Origin of the sequence: Pseudomonas sp. NFACC16-2 (genome assembly GCF_900119205.1) — a bacterium.
In the GTDB taxonomy this organism is placed as follows: domain Bacteria; phylum Pseudomonadota; class Gammaproteobacteria; order Pseudomonadales; family Pseudomonadaceae; genus Aquipseudomonas; species Aquipseudomonas fluorescens_Q.
Genome location: NZ_FPIX01000018.1, coordinates 64,135 through 88,533, shown reverse-complemented (window position 1 = coordinate 88,533; position 24,399 = coordinate 64,135). Strand labels below are relative to the sequence as shown.

Below are 24,399 nucleotides of genomic sequence, written 5' to 3'. Positions count from 1 at the left end.
CCGCTTGAACGATTGGTGCATGATGCAAGGTAGCGAATAAATCGAGAAGTCTCATGCTGGACGAGCTACTGCATCGAGTAAGCAACCATACCCCGCACGATCTGCAGGCTGACCGACGTTTCCCTGAAGCCGCGGTGCTGGTGCCGATTACCCGCAGCGATGAACCGGAGCTGGTACTGACCCTGCGCGCCAGCGGGCTCTCGACCCATGGCGGCGAGGTGGCGTTCCCCGGCGGGCGTCGCGACCCGGAAGACCCGGACCTGATCTTCACCGCCCTGCGCGAAGCCGAGGAAGAAATAGGCCTGCCGCCCGGCCTGGTGGAAGTGATTGGCCCGCTCAGCCCATTGATCTCCCTGCATGGCATCAAGGTCACGCCGTATGTCGGAGTGATTCCGGACTACGTCGAATACCAGGCCAACGATGCCGAGATCGCTGCGGTATTCAGCGTGCCGCTGGAGTTTTTCCGCAAGGATCCGCGCGAACACACGCACCGGATCGATTACCAGGGCCGCAGTTGGTACGTGCCCAGCTATCGGTTTGGTGAATTCAAGATCTGGGGCCTGACGGCGATCATGATCGTCGAATTGGTCAACCTGCTGTACGACGCCGAAATCGACCTGCACAAACCGCCCAAGAGTTTCATCAATACCTGACGCCCCGAGGACTCTCATGAAATACCGCCTGGGCGATGCCCGTGTCGAAACCCACCCACAGAGCTGGGTTGCGCCCAACGCCACGCTGGTGGGCAAGGTCCGCCTCGAAGAGGGCGCCAACGTCTGGTTCAACGCCGTCCTGCGCGGTGACAACGAACTGATCCTGATCGGCAAGAACAGCAACGTGCAGGACGGCACGGTGATGCACACCGACATGGGCTATCCGCTGACCATCGGCACCGGCGTGACCATCGGCCACAACGCCATGCTCCACGGCTGCACGGTGGGCGACTACAGCCTCATCGGCATCAACGCGGTGATTCTCAACGGCGCGAAGATCGGCAAGAACTGCATCATCGGCGCCAACTCGCTGATCGGCGAGGGCAAGGAAATTCCCGACGGTTCGCTGGTGATGGGCTCGCCTGGCAAGGTGGTGCGTGAACTGACCGAGGCCCAGAAGAAAATGCTCGAGGCCAGTGCGGCGCACTATGTGCACAATTCCCAGCGCTACGCCCGTGACCTGTTCGAGCAGGAACCATGAGCGCCCCTGAACGCCCGGTGCCTTCGCCCTGCGTGAACATCTGTGCGCTGGACGATGACGACATCTGCACCGGTTGCCAGCGCACCGTGGCGGAGATCACCCGTTGGAGTCGGATGGACAACGAGGAACGCCGTGGGGTCTTGGCGTTGTGTCATGAACGGGCCAAGGCCAGTGGGCTGGTGTGGATGTTGCCAGCCAGGTCTTGAATCCCTTATTTCAGACACAACTCCTGTGGCGAGGGGATTTATCCCCGCTGGGCTGCGAAGCAGCCCCAAATCAGGCTTCCAGGTCTGTCGGGGGAAACACTTAGGCTGTCAAGAGGGGCTGCTGCGCAGCCCAGCGGGGATAAATCCCCTCGCCACAAGGAATTCATCAGCAATGCTTAATGCGACCGCCGCCCCAACCACCGATCCAACCCCACCACCCCCAGCGCAATCCCGACAAACCCCAGCAATATCCCCCCGGCATTGATGAACACCTGTGGATAACCCAGGTTCGCCACATCGATGAAAGGGTAGGGGTAAGCCGCCAATAGATCCCCGCGCAGCAGGACATAGGCGAAATACACCAAGGGGTAGATCACCCACAGCTTGATGTGACCCAGGCGCAAGGTACCTTTGGGCACCCACAGCCACCAATAGGCGATGTACAGCAAGGGCACCACGTCGTGCAGTAATTCGTCGGCCACGAACTGCCAGCCTTCGGGTTGCCAGAGGTGGCGCAGCAGCAGGTTGTAGGCCAGGCCGACCAGGGCGATGCTCACGGCGATGCCGCTGCGCACGCTGGGCAGCAGGAACCAGCGCCGGGCCGCCGATTCGCCAGGGGTCAGTTCCCAGGTCAACACCACGGCCACCAGGGTGTTGGTCAGGACCGTGAAGAAACTGAAGAAACTCACCAGCCCGCCCAGCAGGCTCGCGTCCAGTTTCCAGCGACCCAGCAGGATCAGATACAACTGGATGCTCAATCCCACCCAGCCCAGCAGTGCCGCCACCGAGACAAAACGCTGTCGCAGCGTGAGGTGACGACCCCGAGCACTGCCCACGGCTCAGACCGGCCGCTTGGTGCGCATCAACTTGATGTACAGGCGCTCGACTTTCTCCCGCGCCCACGGCGTCTTGCGCAGGAAGGTCAGGCTCGACTTGATGCTCGGGTCGCTCTTGAAGCAACGGATGTCGATGCGCTCGGCCAGCCCCGACCATTCATAGTGCTGCACCAGGACGTTGAGAATCTGCTCCAGCGTCACGCCGTGCAGCGGGTTGTTGTTGGGTTCGCTCATGGGAGGTCTTCGCGCTAAAGATGTAAAGCCGCGCACCTTAGCCGAGGTGCCCCTTTGGTGGAAGCATAGCCTTCATCATGGCCGCCAGCGCCAGGCGCACTGTTACCGAATCCGAGATGATTCATGTCAGCAAAAGCCCTTTCTCTATTGAGAACAGGACATTATCCTTGCCCGCTTGCTGAAACGCTTCTTCTGGCGTGCCGAAGGCTCTGCGTCCAGCTCAATCCTGCTGAAAGATCAAAGAACGCCCAGTGTTCAGATTTTGAAAGACAGCGCTGTCTTTCAGGATTTCTGTGGGAGCGCGGCAACCGAATTTGCTTTTTTCAACTGAACCATGCCCCTGCAAGATCGTCATCTACAGTGACTACTTGCGCGGAACTCCTTAAACGTCACGGAGAAACACACTATGAGCACTGAGGGTGCTTTGAGTCGAAGCCGTCTGCTACCGAGTTTGCTCGGCATTCTGCTTCTATTGATGGGCCTGGCCCTGTTGGCCGGGGGAGTCAAGCTGAGCACGCTTGGCGGCTCGTGGTATTACCTGCTGGCCGGTATCGGCCTGGCGCTGACTGGCGTGCTGTTGATCATGGCCCGCCGCGCGGCCCTGGGCCTGTACGCGCTGGTGCTGTTCGCCAGCACCGTGTGGGCGTTGTGGGAAGTGGGCCTGGATTGGTGGCAACTGGTGCCGCGCCTGGCGCTGTTGTTTGCCCTGGGCATCGTCATGCTGCTGCCGTGGTTCCGCCGCCCGCTGTTGACCGCCGATGCCTCGGCCACCGGAACCCGCGCATTGGGCGCCGCCGTGGTCATCGCCGGTGTCGCCGCCCTCGCCAGCCAGTTCACCAACCCGGGTGAGATCAAGGGCCAACTGGATCGTGACAGCGTGCCGGGTATGGCCAACACCGCACCGGCCATGCCGGACGGCGACTGGAACTCCTACGGGCGCAGCGCCCACGGTGACCGCTATTCGCCACTGGCGCAGATCACCCCCGAGAACGTCAGCAAACTGGTGCCGGCCTGGACCTATCGTACCGGCGACCTGCCAGGACCGAACGACCCTGGCGAGACCACCGCTGAAAACACCCCGCTGAAGGTCAACGGCATGCTTTACGTGTGCACGCCCCACAGCCAGGTGATTGCCCTGGAGCCTGACACCGGTAAGGAAATCTGGCGTTTCGATCCGAAGCTTTCCACGCAAAAAGCGGAGAACTTCAAGGGGTGGGCCCACATGACCTGCCGTGGCGTGACCTACCACGATGACGCGGTGTACGCCTCCGCCGAACAGAGTCCCACCGGCACCGCCAGCACTACACCGGCCAGCACCGTCTGCCCGCGGCGGATCTTCCTGCCGACCGCCGACACCCGCCTGATCGCCCTCAACGCCGACACCGGCAAGATGTGCGAAGACTTCGGCGACAAGGGCCAGGTCGACCTGACTGCCAACATCGGCGGTTTCACGGCCGGCGGTTACTACTCCACGTCGCCACCGGCGGTCACCCAGAACCTGGTGGTGATCGGCGGCCACGTTACCGACAACGTCTCCACCGACGAACCAAGCGGTGTGATCCGTGCCTACGACGTGCACACCGGCAAGCTGGTGTGGAACTGGGACAGCGGCAACCCGGACGACACCGCGCCGATTGCCGAGGGCAAGACCTACACCCGCAATTCGCCGAACATGTGGTCCATGTTCAGCGTCGATGAAAAACTCGGCATGCTCTACCTGCCGATGGGCAACCAGACCCCCGACCAGTTCGGTGGCATGCGTACGCCGGAATCGGAAAAATATTCAGCTGGACTGACCGCCCTGGACATCGCCACCGGCAAGGTGCGCTGGTACTTCCAGTTCACCCATCACGACCTGTGGGACATGGACGTCGGCGGTCAACCGACCCTGATGGACATGAAGACCGCCGATGGTGTGAAACCCGCTGTATTGGCGTCGACCAAGCAGGGCAGCATCTACGTGCTGGACCGCAGCAATGGCCAGCCGATCATCCCGATCAAGGAAATCCCGGTACCCCAAGGCGCGGTGGAAGGTGACCACACCTCGCCGACCCAACCGATGTCCGACCTGAACTTCGTGCCGCCGGTCCTCAAGGAACGCGACATGTGGGGCGTGACCCCGTTCGACCAGATGTTGTGCCGGATCGACTTCAAGTCGCTGCGCTATGACGGCATGTACACGCCGCCGTCGCTGCAAGGCTCAATCGTTTACCCGGGTAACTTCGGTGTGTTCGACTGGGGCGGTATTTCGGTGGACCCGGTGCGCCAGATCGCCTTCGTCAACCCGAGCTACATGGCGTTCAAGTCCAAATTGGTGCCAGCAGCCGAAGTGGCTGGCGGTCCGGGGCGCAAGAGCGAAACCGAAGGCGTACAGCCGAACAAAGGCGCGCCGTATGGGGTGATCCTCGAAGCGCTGCTCTCGCCGATGGGCCTGCCTTGCCAGGCGCCGGCCTGGGGTTATGTGGCGGCGGTGGACCTGACCAACAACAAGACCCTGTGGAAACACAAGAACGGCACCGTGCGCGACAGCTCGCCAGTACCGATCCCGCTGAGCATGGGTGTTCCGAGCCTGGGTGGTACGTTCACCACTGGCAGCGGCCTGGCGTTCCTCAGTGGCACCCTCGACCAGTACCTGCGTGCCTATGACGTGAAAAACGGCAAGCAACTGTGGGAGGGTCGCCTGCCAGCGGGCGCCCAGACCACGCCGATGACCTACACCGGCAAGGACGGCAAGCAATATGTGCTGGTCGTCGCCGGCGGCCACGGTTCCCTGGGCACCAAGCAGGGTGATTATGTGATTGCCTACAAGCTGCCGGATTAAGCCCAACCGGCGGCAATGAAAAAGGCGACACCTTGGCGGGTGTCGCCTTTTTTTTTTTTGGCCAATTTCACTCAGGTTGAGGTTGCACTCCGGCTTTTTGTGGCGAGGGGATTTATCCCCGCTGGGCTGCGCAGCAGCCCTAAAACCAGACAACTCGGTGGATCAGAGACATTGAGGGGACTGCTTTGGGGGGCTGCTGCGCAGCCCAGCGGGGATAAATCCCCTCGCCACAGATAAATCCCCTTACCTCAGGCAAACCCCCTTACCTCAGATAAATCCACTTTCCACAGGGGGCTGTATTTTGCCCCGGGTTTTACAACTCGATCTTGACGGCTTGCGAAGCTCGGGTCGCCTTGGCGCGGGCCGCTTCGATGGATTCGTCGCGGGCCAGGGCCACGCCCAGGCGGCGCTGGCCGTTGACTTCCGGCTTGCCGAACAGGCGTAGGGCGGTGTCCGGCTCGCTCAGGGCGGCGCCGAGGTTGGCGAAAGCGGTCTGGGTCGACTGGCCTTCCACCAGGATCACCGCCGAAGCCGATGGGCCGAACTGGCGGATCAACGGAATCGGCAGGCCGAGAATGGCGCGGGCGTGCAGGGCGAATTGCGACAAGTCCTGGGAAATCAGCGTCACCAGGCCTGTGTCGTGCGGACGTGGCGAGACTTCGCTGAACCACACCTGGTCACCCTTGATGAACAGCTCGACGCCAAACAGGCCGCGACCACCCAGGGCCTCGGTCACTGCCTTGGCGACGCGCTCGGATTCAGCCAGGGCCACCGGGCTCATGGCTTGCGGCTGCCAGGACTCCTGGTAGTCGCCTTTCTCCTGACGGTGACCGACCGGTGCACAGAACGTGGTACCGCCGACATGACGCACGGTCAGCAAGGTGATTTCGTAGTCGAAGTCGATGAAGCCTTCGATGATCACCCGGCCCTTGCCGGCACGGCCGCCTTCCTGGGCATAGTCCCAGGCTTTCTGCACGTCGTCGGCACTGCGCAGCAGACTCTGCCCCTTGCCCGAGGAACTCATCACCGGCTTGACCACACACGGGAAGCCCAGGGTTTCGACGGCCTTGCGGTAGTCTTCCACGGTGTCGGCGAAGAAATACGGCGAGGTCGGCAGGCCCAGTTCTTCGGCGGCCAGGCGACGGATGCCTTCGCGGTTCATGGTCAACTGCGCGGCGCGGGCGGTGGGGATCACGGTGAAGCCTTCGGCTTCCAGTTCCACCAGGGTGGCAGTGGCGATGGCTTCGATTTCCGGCACGATGAAATGCGGCTTCTCGGCCTCGATCACCGCCCGCAGGGCGGCGCCGTCGAGCATGTTGATCACATGGCTGCGGTGGGCCACTTGCATGGCCGGCGCGTTGGCGTAGCGATCCACGGCGATCACTTCAACGCCCAGGCGCTGCAGCTCGATTACCACTTCCTTGCCCAGCTCGCCGCTGCCACACAACAAAACGCGGGTCGCGGTGGGCGACAAGGGAGTTCCGATACGGGTCATCTGAAGGTCCTCAAACAGGAGCGGTCGTCGAGGGTTGCACGCCGGGCGAGCTTCCCGTGGGGGAGAAAACGCGGCATTTTACATGAACTGCGGGGTTTGGCTTCAGGTGGTGACGGTTTGCTTGCGCAAACGCCAGGCCATGATCAGCCAGACAGCCGTGACCCCGGCGAATTTCGAGAGCAGGGCGGTGATCACCACGGCAGGCGTCAGGGCGTCGATCAGACCGAAGAAAATGAACGTGTCCAATGGAATGCTCAGGGCCGAACTGATCCACAGCCGATCATGCAATGGGCGTTTGGTGATCGTGAACACCAGCCAGTCGATGCACTCCGACACGGCAAACGCCGTGGCACTGGCCAGGGCGATGGTCGGATCCGAGGTGACATAGGACAACACCAGAGCCACCAGCATCGCCGCGATAGCACCATGGCCGAAACGGGTCTGCACCATGTCCCGCAGGATAAACACCAGCCCGCCCCAGGCCGACCAGATGATGTCCAGGTGTGGCGCGGCGGAAAACGCGAAGTTGATCAGCACGACGCTGGCGATGTAGGCGATCAGGAAGAGCATGGGGGTACCTGGTGAAATGTCGTGCCAAATATTGAAGGATAGCGATATTCCCCGTGGCGAGGGAGCTTGCTCCCGCTGGGGCGCGAAGCGGCCCCAAACCAGGCAACCCGGTGGATCAGGTTAATTGAGTGGTCTTTGAGAGGGGGGGCTGCTGCGCAGCCCAGCGGGAGCAAGCTCCCTCGCCACGGAGTTCTGTGTCGCTCAATGGGTAGTTTAGCCGCCGCCAATAGCTCATTCCTCTTCACTCCCCTCCGCCTTCCAATACCCTACAGCCTTCACGAAATCCTGATCCAACCCTTTCTCGTCCAGCAACACCTTGCGAATCTGCCGCGACACCTTGCTCTCGGTGGCGACCCAGGCGTAGAGCTTGCCACCGGGCATATCCAACTGCTGCACGGTGGTCAGCAAGTTATCCTGGCGACCTTCGCGCAGCACCCAGATCACATGCACCTGCGCCGGGCTCTGGAGGACCTGCTGCTCGGCGCCGTTTTCCACTTCCACCACCACCAGGGCACGCCGGTTCGGCGCCAGGCCTTCGAGGCGGCGGGCGATGGCGGGGAGGGCGGTTTCGTCGCCGATCAGCAGGTAGCTATCGAAGATGTCCGGCACGATCATCGAACCCCGTGGCCCACCGATGTCGAGGTATTGCCCGGGCGTTGCCTGGGACGCCCAGGTCGAGGCAGGGCCGTCGCCGTGGAGCACGAAATCGATATCCATCTCCAGGGTGTCCAGGTCATAGCGGCGCGGGGTGTAGTCGCGCATTTGCGGCAGCGCGCCCTGGGCCTTGCCGGCGCTGAGGTTGAGGCTTTCCAGCGCCGCCCGTTCCTCAGCGTTCTGCGGGAAAAACAGCTTGACGTGATCATCCGTGCCCAGGCTGACGAACCCGGCCAGTTCCGGTCCGCCGACGGTGATACGGCGCATGCGCGGGGTTAGGTCCTGCACCCGCAAGACTTCCAGGCGACGGCGTTTGACCTCGTGATTGACACGGTGAATGGTGTTTGGATCGACTGCAGTCATGGCGTTGACTCCGAAACGGGTGGACGGTCGAGGCCGTCGATGATGGCTTTGGCGGTGTCGTTGAGCAAGTCGCTTACCCGCTTGATCTCCTCCGGGGTCCAATGCCCGGGGTGCTTGTGCAGCGCATGCCGCAGGTTATACACCGCTTCATGGATTTGTGCGGGGCGGTCCTGTCCGCGCAGGGCGCGTTTGCTGGCTTCAATACGCATCCTTACCTCATCCAGCGCCACGGCTTGCTCCTCAAGGGATAGACGTCCGGCGTCGGTCACTCTGTAGCATTTTTTCCCGTCCTCGACGCCGCAGGTCACCATCGTGCTCATTTCCAGGAAGGTCAGGGTCGGGTAGATCACCCCGGGGCTGGGGCTGTAGGCGCCGTCGAACATATTTTCGATCCGACGGATCAGGTCATAGCCATGGCAAGGCTGTTCGGCAATCAGCGCCAGCAACAGCAGCTTCAGATCGCCGGAGGCGAAGACCCGTGGACCCCGGCTGCCACGCTCACGGACTGCCGTGGGTTGTTCAAGTCCATCGTTCTTGGGAAGGGAATAAGTGACTGTCATATGCGCGCTCTCCATTCTGCATAAGATAAAACTTAGATATATCTTTATTTAAAGATATATCTTTGATAAGTTTCTGGAACTAAGATGTATTTTTATTCGCAAGGTCTTACTTGGGTTCGGAAAAAACCTTACATGAAAGCTCTAGACCCGGGGTGACAAGCATACGGGCTGCATACATTTGTAATGATTGAGTAGCGTGTAGGCTGGCAATGTGGGTTGTTTCTGACAGCCAAACTTCAACTTTATAAGAAATGGCTTCTTTTTCTTCGTGCTATATGCACGAAGTACTACATGCTTATGGGAAAGTGCCTGCTTATTTTTGATTAAAGAGAGCCGATCATGCCCCGGCGTTGAAGGGGGCAGGCCAAGCGGTTATTGGCCTGCAACTTTCAACCCTTCTCTTTATGTCAAGAACAGGTGTTAACAACATGCTCAAACAATTCGTATCCGGTACTGCTCTGGTCGCTGCTGCCCTGGGTTCTTCGGCGGCGTTCGCCGCTGATGATGCGCGCTCCTCGATCCATATCACCGCGACCATTCCTACCAAGCAGTTCCATGTACTGCCGCGTAATCCGGACTTCGGTAAGGATGAGGTCATGAACTACAACCCTGTGACCAATACCCTGAGCTCTTTGCGCCAGACCTATGACGTGAAGAACACCGACGGTTCGGTTCACGCTTACATCTTGGGCGGCCAGCCTTCGCTGACCAACGGTTCGGATGCCATTCCGCTGCTGACTCAGTTCAACAATGTCACCCTTACCGAGTTCCCTCAGGAAGTGGTGACCGATGCTGCCTCTACTCCGGGCACCCAGGCCGACATGCTCATCAGGGCCTCGACCAACCCTACCGATACCCAAGTGGGCCAATACGCGGCTGACTTCACCGTGATCTTCGACGCGGTGCCACGCGTTACTCCGTGATGCCGTTCGATGCCCGATGAGTTTCACCTCATTGCACGGGCATTGCTGCAGGCCGTCCAGCGCTCCCTAGCCGGGCGGCCCGCACCTGAAAACGCCCTGATCGTTCGTTGATTATGAGAATCCGTTGATGTTTCCGATGACACCCATCGCGGGTGCCCTCGCGCTATTGCTGTGCGCGAGCGCATTGGCTGCGCCGACTGCCCCCGGTACAACGCCCAGAAGTCTGTTGTCTCAGGCCAAGGGGTTGCCGGAAGAGTTTGAAGCCCACTTTTTCGATGTGCCTCTGGCGGTTCGTGTAGAACTCGATCAACAGTACCTCGGCGAAGCCATGGTGGTGTTGACGCGGGATGATCGCATCACCTTGCTTGAATTCACCGACACCCAGGACAGCCCGGTCTCGGCTGTCGATCGCGGGCAATGGGAACAACTGCTCAAAGAAGGGCGCCCCTTGGGGGCTTGCGAAACCCGATGCACGTCGGGACTCCTGGCGGTGCATTACAGCCTCGAACATTCGCTGGTGTCGATCCTCACTCAGAATGTGGAACGCGGCGGTGCAGAGAAGCGTTTTTACGACCAGCCAGAAGAGGGCAGCCTTGGCCTGATCTTCAATAACCAACTCAATCTCAACGGTGGCCAGGAGCAGGACACCGGCGGGCGTTATGGCCTTAACGCCAGTTCCAGCCTGGGCAACTGGACCCAGTCGTTCGACTTGCAGCTTTCGCGCCTGGGTGGCCCGGACGACAAGCTCTATCACGCGGTCCATGAACTCTTCACCCAACGTGAAATGGAAGACAGCTTTTTTCGCCTGGGTTATTTCATGCCGGGTTCCGATGGCCTGAACCGGCAGATCCGTTCGTTCGGCGCCAACCCGGACACCGCAGTGGGTGTGATGTACGGCAGTTCCGACAGCCTGGTCATCAACAATCCCAAGCCCAGTGTCTATCCGATTTATGTCACCGCCAGCCGTCAGGCTGCGGTGGAGATATACCGCAACGGCCTGCTGATCAACACCCAGGCCGTCAGCGCCGGTTTGCAGAGCCTGGACACCCGGCCATTGCCTGGCGGTATCTATGAAGTGGAGGTGCGGCTGATCGAGGACGGACAGACCACCGCCACCACTCAGGAACTGGTCTACAAACCCAACAATTGGCGCAGCGCCGACGATCGCTGGCGCTACAACCTGTTCGCCGGGCGGGAAAGCAAGTTGCTGAGCAACTGGGACGATCAGCCGTCGGGCTTCATGACCGCCGGGGTTGGCCTTAATTACCTGCTGCATCCACGGGTGGTACTGGGACTTTCCACGCGCCAGGTGCAGGACAAACTGCAATACGGCACCTCGGTGGACTGGACGCTGGCTAACAACACCAGCCTCTTTGCCAACGTCTACCAGACCGAGCAATACGGCACCGGCATGGACTTGCAAGCGCTGTACAGTTATGGGCTGGGCAGTGTGGTAGCCAGCCATAACCGCAGTTGGCTGGACACTCGCAACACCTACGAAGTCCTGCCGGACGGCACCCGAGTCCGCCAGCGCAACGTGTTCGTCGGCCAGACCAGTAACTCGTCGCTGGCGGTCAACCACCGGTTGAGCAACAAATCGTCGGTCAATGGGCGGCTGTTCTACAGCGAAGGCAACGTCGAGGGCGCCGGCCTGGACCTGGGTTGGACCCAGCGCGGCAAGCTGGGCAGCAGCGATGCCAACTGGCGGCTGTCGGTATTCGATCGCCCGGGCACCTCGAGCACCGCCGATCGGCGTAATCGCGGCTTGGACCTGAGCGTCAGCGTCGCCCTGGGCGGGCCGGGGGAGTATTGGTCGGGCAGCATCGGCACCCGCACCTCGCGGGACGGTGACCGAGACAACAATGCTTCGCTGACCTATCGTCGGGACCTGCAGGACCACGTGCTGCAAAGCGTGTCCGCCACGGCCCTGACGGACACCTACGGCATGGGGTTGTCGGGCCTGGCCAGTTTCGAAACCGATTCGTTGTATGGCGACGGTTTCGTCCAGCGTTCTTCCTACAACGGCAACCTCACCGGGGGCTTGAACCTGAGCAGTACGGTGGCCGTGGGCGGCCGGAAAGTCGCCTTCACCGGCCTGCCGCAGAATGGCGGCGCGGGGATGATCGTCGACGTGGAAACTGACCTGGACGACATCGTCCTGCTCGCCGACGACCTCACAGGCGGTAACACCACGTTGCGCCCGGGTCGCAACTTCGTGCCCATCACGGCCTACCAGAACAGTCTGGTCACCTTCGACTTCGACGGTCTTCATCCGCCAGCGGCCAACATCCAACCGGCGCGTACCCGCTATCACCTGAACAAGGGCGGCGTGGACTACCGCAAGGTCAGCGTCATGCGCAGCGTGACCGTGCTCGGCCGCCTGCTGGACGGGCAGGGCCAGCCGCTCAAGGGCCATCACGTGATCAACCACGCCAGCCGTGGGGTCAGCGAGGTGGACGGGTTCTTCTCCATGGAAATGAACGCCAGCTCGCCGACGCTGGAGGTGCGCTACGGCAACGACTTGCTCTGCCAGTTCCGCCTTGACCCGGACAACGCCAGCAGCGAGGGCGATGTGTTGATGATCGGTGATTTGCGCTGCACGCCGGACACCCTGGCCGGCAACGGCAATCAGCTCGAGGCGGCGGGTTGAGCCTGACGGTTTTAACAACAGTGTTGCGTGAAGCGGTCGCCATCGGCCGCCTTCGATAGATGAGGTTTTGGTTATGAAGCGTTTTTTGGCTCTGTGTGGTTTGGCGTTGGTTTCCACGGTGGCCCAGGCCGGGCCGCAGATTAATGTCGGGGTGGTCTACGACTACCTCGACGGCGACAAGAGCACCTACATGAAGCGGGTGTTCAACGGCGGGACGTCCACCGCGTTCGTCAAGGTCGACATCCTGGAGATCCTCTACAACGAGGATGGCAGCTATCAGGAGGTGGCGCTGCAAGATCAGGAAGGCGCGCTCGCCAAGAACGGCCTGATGGCGAGCCCGGCGCGGATGATCGTTCCGGCCAACGGTATGCAGGGGACGCGTCTGCTGTTCATGGGTGAGCGCAGCAAGGAACGCTACTTCCGGGTTCGCTTCGTACCGGTGGTGCCAGAGGCCGAGGACGAATTTGCGGTCAGCGCCGAGGAGCGCGAGGAGTACAAGAAGGAGCGCATCGCGGCTGGGGTCAAGGTGCTGGCTGGTTTTGGCACGGTGTTTTTCGTGCGGCCCAAGGAAACCCGCTTCGACACGGTCATCGATAACAGCGCCAACCGTTATGTGCTGCGCAATAACGGCAACAGCGTGGTGGTGATCGACGAATTCAAGGACTGTGCGGCGAAGAAAGACAACGATTGCCGGCCGACCATGAAGCATCACGTCATGGTTGGGCGCTCCTTTTCGTTCGACAAGGAGCCCGGCCGTGAGTATCGCTTCAACCTGGTCGAAGGCCGCGACGAGAAAGCCATCGAGATCAAAGGCTGACGGCGCGCCGTCGCTGAATCGCCGTTGACGCCACAGGTAATCATCATGTTCAAGACATCGCTGCACACCCTGATCTTCACCACCCTGGCGCTGCCGAGTCTTGCGGCGTGGGGGGCGGTGGAGCGGGAAACGTTCGAACTCTTCGTCACCATCCCGACCACCGAATTCCATGTGTTGCCGGTTGACCCGCAACTGGTCGAGCGCGAACAGCCGATGCTGTTCAGCACCTTGACCTCGGGACTGCTTCCGCTGCGGGCGAATTACGAAGTGAAGAACATCAACGGGGCCATTGGTGCCCGCCTGGGCGAAGAGGCATACCTGTCCAATGGCCGGGAGCGCATTGACCTGCAGGTGCGGTTCAACAACGTCCAACTGACGTTGGATTCGGCCCAGGTAGTCTCGGCCGCCGAGGCTCGGCCGGGTCGGCGCGTGGGGTTGGAAATCATCGCCGTCAAGACGGCTGAGGAGTATGCGCCAGGGGATTACTTCGGCACCGTGCACATGGTGTTTGATGCCATTGCGCCGTAGTTCATTGGAGCGGGTTTATATGAGTCATCCGGCAATCTTAAAACGGGGTGTTTCGATGTACCGCGCGATCATGGTGCTTGCCTGGTTGTTTGCAGGTTTGGCGACGGCCGATGCTGCTACCAGGGAAATCAGCGCGGTTTTTCGGCCTGATCCCGCGAAGCCCATGGACAACAAATTCGTCAATACCACGCCGGTTACGGGATTTTGTAATCACTGGCCAGCACACTGTGCGGCTGCGGATATATTCAGTCTTACCATTCCCCTTACTTTTGCCTCGTCCAGTGCCATTCAGGCCAATCACCCAGATAACCGGCAAGGCGCCATGTTCATAATTCCCGGCAATTGGCGGACGATGCAGGTCATTAATTCGTCCACGGGTGAAAGTGAAGAGGTTTCAGTACGAATTGCCGGCTTGGGCGGGATGTATCGACTCAGTGAGAGTGCCATGGACTTGGTTGGGGGAGGAGTGAGCCTCTTTGAGGCCCACCGAAAGCTATGGGCGGGTGGTAATTGGAGTAGGCCTCCCCAGCCGTGTAGAGCTACTCCTGTTGAAGCCCACTCTGGCTTTAACGGTTTCTATTTTTTCTGGCTGGCGCCGCATCAAGATGTTGCGTGCGCGAAGCAGGCAAAATACCTGATTCCGGGGCTCCAAGTTGTATACATGGACCTTGCCTACGAATTGCGTACTCCTAACCCTTTGAAAATGTCGACCGGTCACTACACGGGGTCGTTGAACTATACCGTCGGGCCGGGGCAGGACATTGACATGGGCGATGTCATGTTGCCGAACGATTCATTGCTGACGCTCAATTTCAATCTCGAAGTCCAACACACGCTCAAAGTCGAAGTGCCTCCTGGCGGCAACAAAGTCGTACTCGAACCCCAAGGCGGCTGGCAGGCCTGGTTGAACCAAGGACAAAAGCCGACGCGCTTGTTCCGTGACCAGACCTTCCATCTCTGGGCTTCGTCGCGTTTCAAGATGCGCCTGGAGTGCCAGTTCGCTGATGCCGGCGACAACACCTGCCTGCTGTGGGCACCCAGCACCGGTTATTTGATACCGGTGGACATCAGCGTGACCCTCCCCAACGGCCTGACGGACGCTGCCGGCCAACCCGTCAATCGCCGCCGGCTCTATCTCGATGGCAGTGGTACCGAACTGTTCCAGCCGGGGCACTACGTCGACCGCAAGCCGGGCACGCTGCATTTCGAAGTGGGCCGTAGCCAGGTGGAGGAAATGCTGGCGGGAGACGCTAAGCACTACAGCGGCAATGTCACGGTGATCTGGGATTCGGAGGTCTAGCGGCTTACCACCCATATCCCACAGGGGAATGTGGTGATTTGCTGGATCACCACCCACGGCCGGCCTTCGATACCACCGCGCCGTCGCAGTTTATTTGGAGTAACTATGAGTCATTCAAACACCCTCGGACGCGGACTTTCGTTATGCAGGGCTGTCACGGTTTTTGCCTTGTTGCTTGCGGGCATGCCGACGGCCAATGCCCTGACCCAGGAAATCAGCGCTCGTTTTCGGCCTGATCCTGCGAAACCCACAGAGAACAAATTCACCAATACCACGCCGGTGAGTGGGTACTGCGCCACGCTCCCGCGGGAGTGTGAAATCAGCGGTATGTTCAGCATTCGATTGCCACTTACTGCCAATGGGACCAGCGATATCGAGGCGGGTCATGCAAATCCTCGGCAAGGTGCGATGTTTAAAGTGCCTGCCAATTGGCGCCCAGTACAAGTTACCCATACAGCGACGGGCGAAATAGAAGTCGTTGAAGTGCGCTGGGCCGGCTTTGGGTCGAGACAATCGTTCCCCAATAGCACTGTGATCCAATTGGTTGGTGGAGGCGTGAGTGTTTTAAGGGCCCACCAAATGTTATGGACTGGCCTTGATTGGGTATATGCGCCCTCGCCATGTCGATACAGCGGGGTTGGATTGGCTAACGAAAGGGGGTATGGCTTTTTCTGGAAGACGCCAACGGAGGGCGTATGTGCAAAAAAGGCCAATTACCTGATCCCTCTCGGCAGCATGAATTACAGCTATCTGGACTTTGCTTACGAACTGCGCACACCCAACCCATTGAAGATGTCGTCCGGCCAATACACCGGGTCGCTGACCTATAGCGTTGGTCCGGGACAGGACATTGACATGGGTGATGTGATGATCCCCAACGATTCGGCTATCACGCTCAATTTCAATCTCGACGTCCAACACACCCTCAAAGTCGAAGTGCCTCCTGGCGGCAATAAGGTCGTGCTCGAGCCCCAAGGCGGCTGGCAAGCCTGGCTGAACCAGGGGCAAAAACCGACGCGGTTGTTTCGTGACCAGACCTTCCATATCTCGGCTTCATCGCGTTTCAAGATGCGCATGGAATGCCAGTTCGCCGATGCGGCCAACAACACCTGCCTGCTCTGGGCGCCCAGTTCCGGCCAACTGGTGCCGGTGAACGTCAGCGTGAGCCTGCCCAATGGCTTGACGGACGCCGCCGGCCAACCCGTCAATCGCCGCCGGCTCTATCTCGATGGCAGTGGTACCGAACTGTTCCAGCCGGGGCACTACGTCGACCGCAAGCCGGGCACGCTGCATTTCGAAGTGGGCCGTAGCCAGGTGGAAGAAATGCTCGCCGGCGAGGCCAAGCACTACAGCGGCAATGTGACGGTGATCTGGGACTCGGAGGTCTAGTGGCCCCCACAGGGATATCGGGTGACTGTTAGTTCGTCCCACACGGCCGGCCTTCGATACCACCGCGCCGTCGCAATTTATTTGGAGTCACTATGAGTCGTTCAAACATTATCGAACACGGTGTTTTGTTGTGTCGGGCAACCACGGTTTTTGCCTTGTTGTTGACAGCAATTCCGACGGCCAATGCGCTGACCCGGGAGATCACTGCAGTCTTCAGGCCGGACCCAGCTAAGCCTCAAGAGAATAAATTTCGCAATACCACCCCGACCACGGGTTACTGCGCGTCATTTCCAAATCAATGTAAGACGATGTTCAGCATTCGCTTGCCTATCACTTTCAGCTCGACCCTTCCTATCGAGGCGAATCATGGGGACGCTCGGCAAGGTGCTATGTTCAAAGTGCCTGCTGGCTGGCGCTCGCTGCAAGTAACCCATGCAAGTACAGGTGAAACTGAAGTCGTTGAAATACGTTTGTCCGGCATAGGTTCGGAATACCGACTTCCTGTTAACGCAGCCGACTTGGTCGGTGGAGGTGTTGACGCTTTAAAGGCTCATAACATGTTATGGGGCTCTAGTTGGGTCAATGCGCCCTCGCCATGTCGATTCGGCGGTAATGCACCATATCACGTTAATTGGTACGGTTTTTTCTGGACTACCCCGGTAGAGGGTGTATGTGCCAAAAGAGCTCGTTACTTGATCCCCAGTATGACTTACCGTTACCTGGATTTTGCCTATGAACTGCGTACCCCCAACCCGCTGAAGATGTCGGCCGGCCAATACACGGGCTCACTGACTTATAGTGTTGGTCCGGGGCAGGACTTCGATATGGGCGATGTGATGATCCCGAATGATTCAATAATCGCGCTCAATTTCAAACTTGATGTTGAACACACCCTCAAAGTCGAAGTGCCTCCTGGCGGCAACAAGGTCGTGCTCGAGCCCCAAGGCGGCTGGCAAGCCTGGCTGAACCAGGGGCAAAAACCGACGCGGTTGTTTCGTGACCAGACCTTCCATATCTCGGCTTCATCGCGTTTCAAGATGCGCATGGAATGCCAGTTCGCCGATGCGGCCAACAACACCTGCCTGCTCTGGGCGCCCAGTTCCGGCCAGATGGTCCCGGTGAATGTCAGCGTAACCCTGCCCAACGGCCTGACGGACGCCGCCGGCCAACCGGTCAACCGCCGACGGCTGTATCGGGACGGCAGTGGGACGGAGTTGTTCCAGCCGGGGCACTACGTCGACCGCAAGCCCGGCACCCTGCATTTCGAAGTGGGCCGTAGCCAGGTGGAGGAAATGCTGGCCGGTGAGGCCAAGCATTACAGTGGCGATGTGACGGTGATCTGGGATTCGGAGGTCTAGGCTATTTCGTATCGCAGCCCAGACGCATCAGGCGGATCACTACCCCTGTGGCGAGGGAGCTTGCTCCCGCTGGGCTGCGAAGCGGCCCCAATGCAGGCAACTCGATTATCCAGGCATACCGGGGTTGCAGTTGGGGGCTGCTACGCAGCCCAGCGGGAGCAAGCTCCCTCGCCACATGTGTCTGCCCCCACACTGCTGTAACTCATTGCCGTGCCACCAGCGGCTTGCACTGGGTATGGCTACCCGGCTGCAAGTACGGCGAGAGAAACGGCGCCATGCCCTTGAGCACTTGCACCGGCAAGGCCGAGGTGAATTTGAAGTTCTGTGCCGAGGCCCCCGGGACAAAGGCGGTGAGGGTGCCGAAATGGCTGTCGCCGATGTAGAACACAAAAGTGGCGGTGCGGTTGATCGATTTGGAACTGATCACCCGTCCACCCGAGCCGATGGCTTCGATGCGGTTGTCGCCGGTGCCGGTCTTGCCGCCCATGGCCAGCGGTGTGCCGTCGGCCAGTTTGAAACTGCCGGCCACGCGTTTCGCGGTGCCGGCATCCACCACCTGGGACAGCGCGCCGCGCAGGGCCCGGGCCACTTCCACTGGCATCACGCGCTTGCCGTTATCCGGGTTGCTCACCAGCCGTGTCTCGTAGGGCGTGTTGACGGCAAAGTCCAGGCTGTCGACGCGCAGCGCCGGTTGGCGGATGCCGTCGTTGAGGATGGTACCCACCAGCTCGGCGAGTGCGGCAGGGCGGTCGCCGGAGCTGCCGATGGCGGTGGCCAGCGACGGCACCAGGTGATCGAACGGGTAGCCGACTTTCTGCCAGCGCTGGTGAATATCCAGGAAGGCTTCGATCTCCAGCATGGTGCGGATACGGCTGTCGCGGGCGCTCTTGTGCCGACTCTTGAACAGCCAGCTGTAGACCTCCTGACGCTCGAACTCGCTGGCCTTGACGATCTGGCTGAACTTGGCGTCGGGGTTATTCAGCAGGTAGCCCATCAACCATAAATCCAGTGGATGGACCTTGGCGATGAAACCCTGGTCCGGCAGGTCATAGGCGCCGGGGCCGTAGCTCTGGTAGAGCCGTTCCAGGCGTTCGTCGGTGAGCTTCTCGGGGTTCTTGACCGACTTGAGGTGCGAGCGCACGAACAGGTTGAAGCTTTCCTGGCTGTCGCCGGGAAAGAAGTAGCGGTGCACCGCCGCCAGGCGGATCGCCGTGGGACGCATGCCGTCGAGGAAGGTTTCCAGGCGTTGGCTGGTGTCCTTTTTCTGATACTTCTTCCAGAACCTGAGCAGGAACGAAGTGCCTTCGCGGTCGGCGAACTGGGCCAGGTATTCCTGGCGGCGCGGGTCCTTATCGTCCTTGAGCAGCTCGGAACTGTTATTGGGGCCGGCATAGGTGGCGTAGCGCACCAGGTCGCGCATCAGGCGAATAAAGGGCAGGTTGATCGATTCGCGCAGGGCGTCGCGCAGGGTCGGGTTGCGGCCGTTGTCCTCGTTGCGGAAGTTGTGGAAGGTGTGCAGGCCGCCACCGGTGAAAAACGCCTCGCCGGGGCTGGCGGAATAGGTGCGGTCCAGGGCCGCCTCCAGCATCTTCGGCAGGCTGCGGTCGGTGTTCTGGATCAAATAGTCGACGGCCCAGCGCGAGAGGCGATCCTGTTCGGCGATATCGGCCTTCTTCAACGCCGCCGGGGTCTGCTCGGCATACCGCTCGTGCAGCTCGGCAATGATTTGCAGGTACGTGGTGAGGACTCGCAACTTGGCGGTGGAGCCCAGTTCCAGTTTGCTGCCTTCATTGATATCGAAGGGTTGGTCGGTACTGTCGGTTTGCACCCGTACCCGCGAGCCGTCGGGGGTCAGTTCCAGCAGGGTGAAGCTGTAGCGCACCTGGGTGGTGCTGGTGGGGGTCAGCAAGCGTTCGCCCATCAGGCCTATCTCGGCAGCGAACGCCGGGTCGGCCAAGCGCTTGAGGTACTCGGTGGCCTGGGCCTGCAAGTCGCTTTGCAAGGTGCTGGTGGCGGAGAGGTCCAGGCGATCGAGGTCGTACAGCGGGCGATTGAGCAGCGTGGCGAGGCGACTGCGGGCGGCGCTGATGCCTTTGTTGGTTTCGTTGGGTTGCACGGTCGGGTCCTGGACCCAGTCGCGATAGCTGACCTGGCTCGCCAGGGCCGCCTCCGACAGTGCCGCATCGATCACGCCGTTCTGCGCCAACAGCCGGATATGGCTGTCGGTCAGGCGCGCCAGCTCTTCGTGCCCCTTGGACAGGTAATGGGACGGGCGGCGCTGGGCGATCATCAACGACAGCATTTCCCGCAGGGCCAGGCCTTTTTCCGCCAGGCTCTTGGGGTCGTTGGCGGCACTGGACAGGCGTTCATTGGCCTGCTTGAAATCGGCGCCGTACCAAACCCGCAAGCCCTCCGCCATGCCGTGGACTTCACCGTGCCCCGGCACGGCCGAGAGCGGTACGCTGTTGAGGTAGTCGCGGATGATCCGCTGCCGCGCCTCAAGGGTTTGCGGGCCGGCCTGATAGGCCCGCACGCTGGCGGAAATCATCTGGCGGATTTTCTCCCCGCCCGACACGGTCAGGCCCTCGGGGGAGTGACGGTATTTTTCCAACTGCGTCGCCAACGTGCTGCCGCCGGCGGATTGCCCTGGCAGGCTCAACAGCTTGGCCACTTGCGACCAGGCCGCCATGGCGAAACGCGGCCAGTCTACCGCCGGGTTGGCCAAGGGCTGCTTGGGGTCGAGCAGGAAACGGTTCTCGATGAACAACAGGCTTTGCACCACTACCGGTGGGATCGCATCGAAATTGGCGTACAACTGCTGCGGATACTTGAACTGATACACCGGCGCGGCGCGGCAGTCAGTGATGGTCAGCCCGGCCTGGATCTTTTCGGCGTAGGGCACGAACAGGCCTTTTTCGACGTAATCCATCAAGGCCGGTGAGAAACGGGCCTGGGCCTGGATCACGTAGTCGCGCTTGAGCAACCGCGGTAAAAATTCCCCCAGCGAGCTGTAGCCCAACCGCCGATCGAACGGGCCTGCACCCGGGTAGATGATGGCATCGCTGGGCCCTGGTTGCACCGAATAGCTCAGCGACGCGGCGTACTTGCTGATCTCCCGGGCCTGGAAGCGCGAGGTGCGCATTTCCTTGGCCACCGCCAAGCCGACCACCACGACGATAATCAGCAACAACAACCAGAACGCCCGCCAGCCATGCCGGGCGCGGCGTTTTTTTTGAGGTAAAGGCGCTTCTTCCATACGTTCAGTCGGGACCATAGGTTCATTCGAATCGGTTTGCCACAAAGCGCCCATAGTCGACTGATCCATTCACGCAGATTGATCGGACTTGCTTGAAGCTTAGACGGTGGTTGGCGTGGGGGGAGGGGAAATTGTGGGTGGCGGTCTGTCATGGCCAGTGGCAACCCTTTGTGGCAAGGCCTTTGTGACCAGGAGAGATTTATCTGTGGTGAGGAGGTATTTATCTGTGGGTGAGGAGGTATTTATCTGTGGCGAGGGGATTTATCCCCGCTGGGCTGCGAAGCAGCCCCAATGCAGGCAACGCGATTATCCAGGCATATCGGGGTTGCAGTTGGGGGCTGCTGCGCAGCCCAGCGGGGATAAATCCCCTCGCCACAGATAAATGTCCTGGCACAGATAAATGTCCTGGCACAGATAAATGTCCTGGCACAGATAAATGTCCTGGCACAGATAAATGTCTTGTCACAGATACATTCCTGCCACAGACACATCCCCTGTCACAGATAAATATCCTAGCCACAAGTACTACGAACACTTCGGAATATTCGCTCGACCTTCTCAGCGTCGATCAACCAACAGCATGGCTACGCTGCATCCAAACCCTCTTAAAGGAAGTAAGGAATGCATCCACGCCCCAATTCACATCGCCTGCGTCGAGGACGTTATTCGGAGCAGGGACGCGCCTATCTGGTGACGGCCGTTACTCATCAGCGCCGTCCTGTTTTTTCCAACTGGAAGGTTGGAAGATTGTTGGTTACAGAATTCAAATACGCCCATGATTCTGGTCTGGTGAACTCTTTAGCCTGGGTGGTGATGCCGGATCATTTTCACTGGTTGCTGCAACTCCACGACGGCCATCTGAGTCCTGTCATCGGCGCCACCAAAGCTCGATGCACCCATCGCGTCAATAACATGAGTAAAACCTCTGGCCCGCTTTGGCAAAGCGGCTTCCATGATCGCGCGATTCGTGACAATGAAGAGCTGCGGCCCTTCGCCGACTACATCATTGATAATCCGCTACGGGCTGGGCTGGTGGAATGTATTGGCGATTACCCTCTCTGGGATACTGCATGGCTTTGAAGCGCCTCTGGACCGAGGAACATGGATTCCCTGTGGTGAGGAGATTTGTCTGATAAAGATTTAATCTGCGATGGGGGAGATTATCTGTGATGGTGAGGTTATCTGTGATGGTGAGGTTATCTGTGATGGTGAGGTTATCTGTGATGGTGAGGTTATCTGTGGCGAGGGGATTTATCCCCGTTGGGTTGCGAAGCAACCCCAATGCAGACAACTGGATCTTTCAGACATACCTGGATGCCGTAGGGGGCTGCTGCGCAGCCCAGCGGGGATAAATCCCCTCGCCACAGGTGTATCCCTTGCCACAAGTGAACCCCTTGCCACAGGGGAATCCTCACTACAGGGCTGCGATGCCTGAAAGCCTTGTGCCAGAGCCATCGCCCCGCGCCCAGGCATGACGCTGCACCCTCCCTGTGCAATACTCGGCGGCGCTTTCGGAAGTGTCTGTCATACCAGACAATGCATCTCCGGAAACACGGTTTCTACTGAGGTTTCTCCCTGAATTTCCCCGGTTTTACAGTGAATCTCTCTATCCCTGGCTTTTTATACTGCACGGCCCGCTGATCCTGAGGGCGCTGTTCACAGGACGGTCTGTCCACGAAACAGACCGGTTTCGGCAAAGTGGCAGGCTTATCGACCTGCGGCTTTGGAGACTCGGTGGTCAATCCAATAACAAGACGAGGTTGTATCCCTATGGCTGTCGGCAATCATCTGCCCCATGGCGAGACCGCTCAGGGTGGTCCGCTCAAACGTGAGCTCGGTGAGCGGCACATCCGCCTGATGGCGCTTGGCGCCTGCATCGGTGTCGGGCTGTTCCTCGGCTCGGCCAAGGCCATTGAAATGGCCGGCCCGGCGATCATGCTGTCCTACATCATTGGCGGCCTGGCGATCCTGGTGATCATGCGCGCCCTCGGCGAGATGGCCGTGCACAACCCGGTGGCCGGCTCGTTCAGCCGCTATGCCCAGGACTACCTCGGCCCGCTGGCCGGCTTCCTGACCGGTTGGAACTACTGGTTCCTGTGGCTGGTGACCTGCGTGGCGGAGATCACCGCGGTGGCGGTGTACATGGGCATCTGGTTCCCCGATGTGCCCCGCTGGATCTGGGCCCTGGCCGCCTTGGTCAGCATGGGGTCGATCAACCTGATCGCGGTCAAGGCCTTCGGTGAGTTCGAATTCTGGTTCGCCCTGATCAAGATCGTCACCATCATCGCCATGGTCATCGGCGGTGTCGGTATCATCGCCTTCGGGTTCGGCAACGACGGCGTGGCCTTGGGCATTTCCAACCTCTGGACCCACGGCGGTTTCATGCCCAACGGCGTGCAGGGTGTGCTGATGTCCCTGCAAATGGTGATGTTCGCCTACCTGGGCGTGGAGATGATCGGCCTGACCGCCGGTGAGGCGAAGAACCCACAGAAAACCATCCCCAACGCCATCGGCTCGGTGTTCTGGCGGATCCTGCTGTTCTACGTCGGCGCGCTGTTCGTGATCCTGTCTATCTACCCGTGGAACGAGATCGGCACCCAGGGCAGCCCGTTCGTGATGACCTTCGAGCGCCTGGGCATCAAGACCGCTGCCGGCATCATCAACTTCGTGGTGATCACCGCCGCGCTGTCGTCCTGTAACGGCGGCATCTTCAGCACCGGGCGGATGCTCTACAGCCTGGCGCAGAATGGCCAGGCCCCGGCCGGTTTTGCCACCACCTCGGCCAACGGCGTGCCGCGCCGTGCCTTGCTGTTGTCCATCGCCGCGTTGCTGCTGGGCGTGCTGCTCAATTACCTGGTGCCGGAAAAGGTCTTCGTCTGGGTGACCTCCATCGCCACCTTCGGCGCGATCTGGACCTGGGTAATGATCCTGCTGGCCCAGCTCAAATTCCGCAAAAGCTTGAGTGCTTCGGAGCGTGCGGCCTTGAAGTACCGGATGTGGCTGTACCCGGTCAGCTCGTACCTGGCGTTGGCATTTTTGGTGCTGGTGGTGGGGCTGATGGCGTACTTCCCTGATACACGGGTGGCGTTGTATGTCGGACCGGCGTTCCTGGTGTTGTTGACGGTGTTGTTTTATGTATTCAAGTTGCAGCCGACGGGCGAAACCCACGGCTCGGTGCGGTCAGTGTCGTAAATTAACCGCGATATAAAAGAAAGCCCCGGTCAGTGACTGGGGCTTTTTCATTG

Annotated in this window: 20 protein-coding genes; 13 read left to right on the top strand and 7 right to left on the bottom strand. The window is 60.0% G+C overall.

The annotated features are described in order from the left end of the window. Positions 1-53: 53 nt before the first annotated feature. Genes BT116_RS16430 through BT116_RS16420 form a run of 3 tightly spaced genes read left to right on the top strand, consistent with a single transcriptional unit; the run spans position 54 to position 1,400 of the window. Positions 54-653: a CoA pyrophosphatase gene (locus tag BT116_RS16430; RefSeq protein WP_072345599.1), complete on the top strand. Its 600-nt coding sequence runs from the start codon at positions 54-56 to the stop codon at positions 651-653. A 16-nt stretch (positions 654-669) separates the two neighbouring features. After that, positions 670-1,194: a gamma carbonic anhydrase family protein gene (locus BT116_RS16425; RefSeq protein ID WP_063324543.1), complete on the top strand. Its 525-nt coding sequence runs from the start codon at positions 670-672 to the stop codon at positions 1,192-1,194. Next, positions 1,191-1,400: a DUF1289 domain-containing protein gene (locus BT116_RS16420; protein ID WP_072345597.1), complete on the top strand. Its 210-nt coding sequence runs from the start codon at positions 1,191-1,193 to the stop codon at positions 1,398-1,400. The genes BT116_RS16425 and BT116_RS16420 overlap by 4 nt, the downstream gene beginning before the upstream one ends. A gap of 176 nt (positions 1,401-1,576) precedes the next feature. Here BT116_RS16420 and BT116_RS16415 read toward each other — a convergent pair whose 3' ends face one another. Both BT116_RS16415 and BT116_RS16410 read right to left on the bottom strand, forming a co-directional pair. Further along, complete coding sequence (locus tag BT116_RS16415) at positions 1,577-2,236, bottom strand: Pr6Pr family membrane protein (RefSeq protein WP_072345595.1); 660 nt, start codon at positions 2,234-2,236, stop codon at positions 1,577-1,579. A gap of 3 nt (positions 2,237-2,239) precedes the next feature. Continuing rightward, positions 2,240-2,470: a VF530 family protein gene (locus BT116_RS16410; RefSeq protein ID WP_072345593.1), complete on the bottom strand. Its 231-nt coding sequence runs from the start codon at positions 2,468-2,470 to the stop codon at positions 2,240-2,242. 406 nt (positions 2,471-2,876) lie between these two features. On the opposite strand from BT116_RS16410, the gene BT116_RS16405 reads away from it, so the two are divergent. Then, positions 2,877-5,291 (top strand): glucose/quinate/shikimate family membrane-bound PQQ-dependent dehydrogenase, encoded by a 2,415-nt coding sequence (locus BT116_RS16405; RefSeq protein ID WP_072345591.1) that lies wholly within the window; start codon positions 2,877-2,879, stop codon positions 5,289-5,291. A gap of 313 nt (positions 5,292-5,604) precedes the next feature. Here BT116_RS16405 and purT read toward each other — a convergent pair whose 3' ends face one another. From purT to BT116_RS16385, 4 genes are all read right to left on the bottom strand, one after another. Continuing rightward, complete coding sequence (purT, locus tag BT116_RS16400) at positions 5,605-6,786, bottom strand: formate-dependent phosphoribosylglycinamide formyltransferase (RefSeq protein ID WP_063324546.1); 1,182 nt, start codon at positions 6,784-6,786, stop codon at positions 5,605-5,607. Between the two features lie 102 nt (positions 6,787-6,888). Beyond that, a complete protein-coding gene (locus BT116_RS16395; protein WP_072345589.1) occupies positions 6,889-7,356 on the bottom strand; it encodes a preQ0 transporter in 468 nt (155 codons plus the stop codon). Between the two features lie 231 nt (positions 7,357-7,587). Next, complete coding sequence (locus tag BT116_RS16390; RefSeq protein WP_072345587.1) at positions 7,588-8,373, bottom strand: siderophore-interacting protein; 786 nt, start codon at positions 8,371-8,373, stop codon at positions 7,588-7,590. Then, on the bottom strand, positions 8,370-8,933 hold the full coding sequence (locus BT116_RS16385; RefSeq protein ID WP_072345585.1) for a PadR family transcriptional regulator: 564 nt from the start codon (positions 8,931-8,933) through the stop codon (positions 8,370-8,372). Before BT116_RS16385 ends, BT116_RS16390 begins: the two co-directional genes overlap by 4 nt. Before the next feature lie 428 nt (positions 8,934-9,361). On the opposite strand from BT116_RS16385, the gene BT116_RS16380 reads away from it, so the two are divergent. The 7 genes from BT116_RS16380 (at position 9,362) to BT116_RS16350 (ending at position 17,898) form a co-directional block, all read left to right on the top strand. Next, entirely contained in the window at positions 9,362-9,856 is a 495-nt protein-coding gene (locus BT116_RS16380) for a CS1 type fimbrial major subunit (protein WP_063324550.1), read from the top strand. Positions 9,857-9,983: 127 nt separating this feature from the next. After that, positions 9,984-12,506, top strand: a complete 2,523-nt coding sequence (locus tag BT116_RS16375) for a TcfC E-set like domain-containing protein (RefSeq protein WP_072345583.1) — start codon at positions 9,984-9,986, stop codon at positions 12,504-12,506. A 73-nt stretch (positions 12,507-12,579) separates the two neighbouring features. Beyond that, positions 12,580-13,323, top strand: coding sequence for a fimbrial biogenesis chaperone (locus BT116_RS16370; RefSeq protein WP_072345581.1), 744 nt, complete (start codon positions 12,580-12,582; stop codon positions 13,321-13,323). Between the two features lie 45 nt (positions 13,324-13,368). Beyond that, the gene (locus tag BT116_RS16365) at positions 13,369-13,851 is read left to right on the top strand and encodes a CS1 type fimbrial major subunit (protein WP_063324553.1); all 483 of its coding nucleotides are present in this window, start codon (positions 13,369-13,371) and stop codon (positions 13,849-13,851) included. 19 nt (positions 13,852-13,870) lie between these two features. After that, positions 13,871-15,151, top strand: a complete 1,281-nt coding sequence (locus BT116_RS16360) for a hypothetical protein (protein WP_371914356.1) — start codon at positions 13,871-13,873, stop codon at positions 15,149-15,151. Positions 15,152-15,256: 105 nt separating this feature from the next. After that, entirely contained in the window at positions 15,257-16,540 is a 1,284-nt protein-coding gene (locus BT116_RS16355) for a hypothetical protein (RefSeq protein WP_371914355.1), read from the top strand. Between the two features lie 92 nt (positions 16,541-16,632). Continuing rightward, positions 16,633-17,898: a hypothetical protein gene (locus BT116_RS16350; RefSeq protein ID WP_256574481.1), complete on the top strand. Its 1,266-nt coding sequence runs from the start codon at positions 16,633-16,635 to the stop codon at positions 17,896-17,898. Between the two features lie 202 nt (positions 17,899-18,100). On the opposite strand, the gene BT116_RS16345 is transcribed toward BT116_RS16350, so the two are convergent. After that, entirely contained in the window at positions 18,101-21,208 is a 3,108-nt protein-coding gene (locus BT116_RS16345) for a transglycosylase domain-containing protein (protein WP_072345576.1), read from the bottom strand. Positions 21,209-21,775: 567 nt separating this feature from the next. On the opposite strand from BT116_RS16345, the gene BT116_RS16340 reads away from it, so the two are divergent. Next, positions 21,776-22,234: an REP-associated tyrosine transposase gene (locus BT116_RS16340; protein ID WP_072345574.1), complete on the top strand. Its 459-nt coding sequence runs from the start codon at positions 21,776-21,778 to the stop codon at positions 22,232-22,234. A 690-nt stretch (positions 22,235-22,924) separates the two neighbouring features. Further along, complete coding sequence (locus tag BT116_RS16335; protein ID WP_063324556.1) at positions 22,925-24,346, top strand: amino acid permease; 1,422 nt, start codon at positions 22,925-22,927, stop codon at positions 24,344-24,346. Positions 24,347-24,399 lie beyond the last annotated feature (53 nt).

Bases quoted from the DNA above. Each gene is read 5' to 3' on its own strand.
- BT116_RS16380 (WP_063324550.1), top strand. From the start codon at position 9,362: ATGCTCAAACAATTCGTATCCGGTACTGCTCTGGTCGCTGCTGCCCTG.
- BT116_RS16370 (WP_072345581.1), top strand. From the start codon at position 12,580: ATGAAGCGTTTTTTGGCTCTGTGTGGTTTGGCGTTGGTTTCCACGGTG.
- BT116_RS16430 (WP_072345599.1), top strand. From the start codon at position 54: ATGCTGGACGAGCTACTGCATCGAGTAAGCAACCATACCCCGCACGAT.
- purT (WP_063324546.1), bottom strand. From the start codon at position 6,786: ATGACCCGTATCGGAACTCCCTTGTCGCCCACCGCGACCCGCGTTTTG.
- BT116_RS16405 (WP_072345591.1), top strand. From the start codon at position 2,877: ATGAGCACTGAGGGTGCTTTGAGTCGAAGCCGTCTGCTACCGAGTTTG.
- BT116_RS16395 (WP_072345589.1), bottom strand. From the start codon at position 7,356: ATGCTCTTCCTGATCGCCTACATCGCCAGCGTCGTGCTGATCAACTTC.
- BT116_RS16420 (WP_072345597.1), top strand. From the start codon at position 1,191: ATGAGCGCCCCTGAACGCCCGGTGCCTTCGCCCTGCGTGAACATCTGT.
- BT116_RS16390 (WP_072345587.1), bottom strand. From the start codon at position 8,373: ATGACTGCAGTCGATCCAAACACCATTCACCGTGTCAATCACGAGGTC.
- BT116_RS16345 (WP_072345576.1), bottom strand. From the start codon at position 21,208: ATGGGCGCTTTGTGGCAAACCGATTCGAATGAACCTATGGTCCCGACT.
- BT116_RS16355 (WP_371914355.1), top strand. From the start codon at position 15,257: ATGAGTCATTCAAACACCCTCGGACGCGGACTTTCGTTATGCAGGGCT.
- BT116_RS16340 (WP_072345574.1), top strand. From the start codon at position 21,776: ATGCATCCACGCCCCAATTCACATCGCCTGCGTCGAGGACGTTATTCG.
- BT116_RS16335 (WP_063324556.1), top strand. From the start codon at position 22,925: ATGGCTGTCGGCAATCATCTGCCCCATGGCGAGACCGCTCAGGGTGGT.
- BT116_RS16365 (WP_063324553.1), top strand. From the start codon at position 13,369: ATGTTCAAGACATCGCTGCACACCCTGATCTTCACCACCCTGGCGCTG.
- BT116_RS16360 (WP_371914356.1), top strand. From the start codon at position 13,871: ATGAGTCATCCGGCAATCTTAAAACGGGGTGTTTCGATGTACCGCGCG.
- BT116_RS16375 (WP_072345583.1), top strand. From the start codon at position 9,984: ATGTTTCCGATGACACCCATCGCGGGTGCCCTCGCGCTATTGCTGTGC.
- BT116_RS16350 (WP_256574481.1), top strand. From the start codon at position 16,633: ATGAGTCGTTCAAACATTATCGAACACGGTGTTTTGTTGTGTCGGGCA.
- BT116_RS16385 (WP_072345585.1), bottom strand. From the start codon at position 8,933: ATGACAGTCACTTATTCCCTTCCCAAGAACGATGGACTTGAACAACCC.
- BT116_RS16410 (WP_072345593.1), bottom strand. From the start codon at position 2,470: ATGAGCGAACCCAACAACAACCCGCTGCACGGCGTGACGCTGGAGCAG.
- BT116_RS16425 (WP_063324543.1), top strand. From the start codon at position 670: ATGAAATACCGCCTGGGCGATGCCCGTGTCGAAACCCACCCACAGAGC.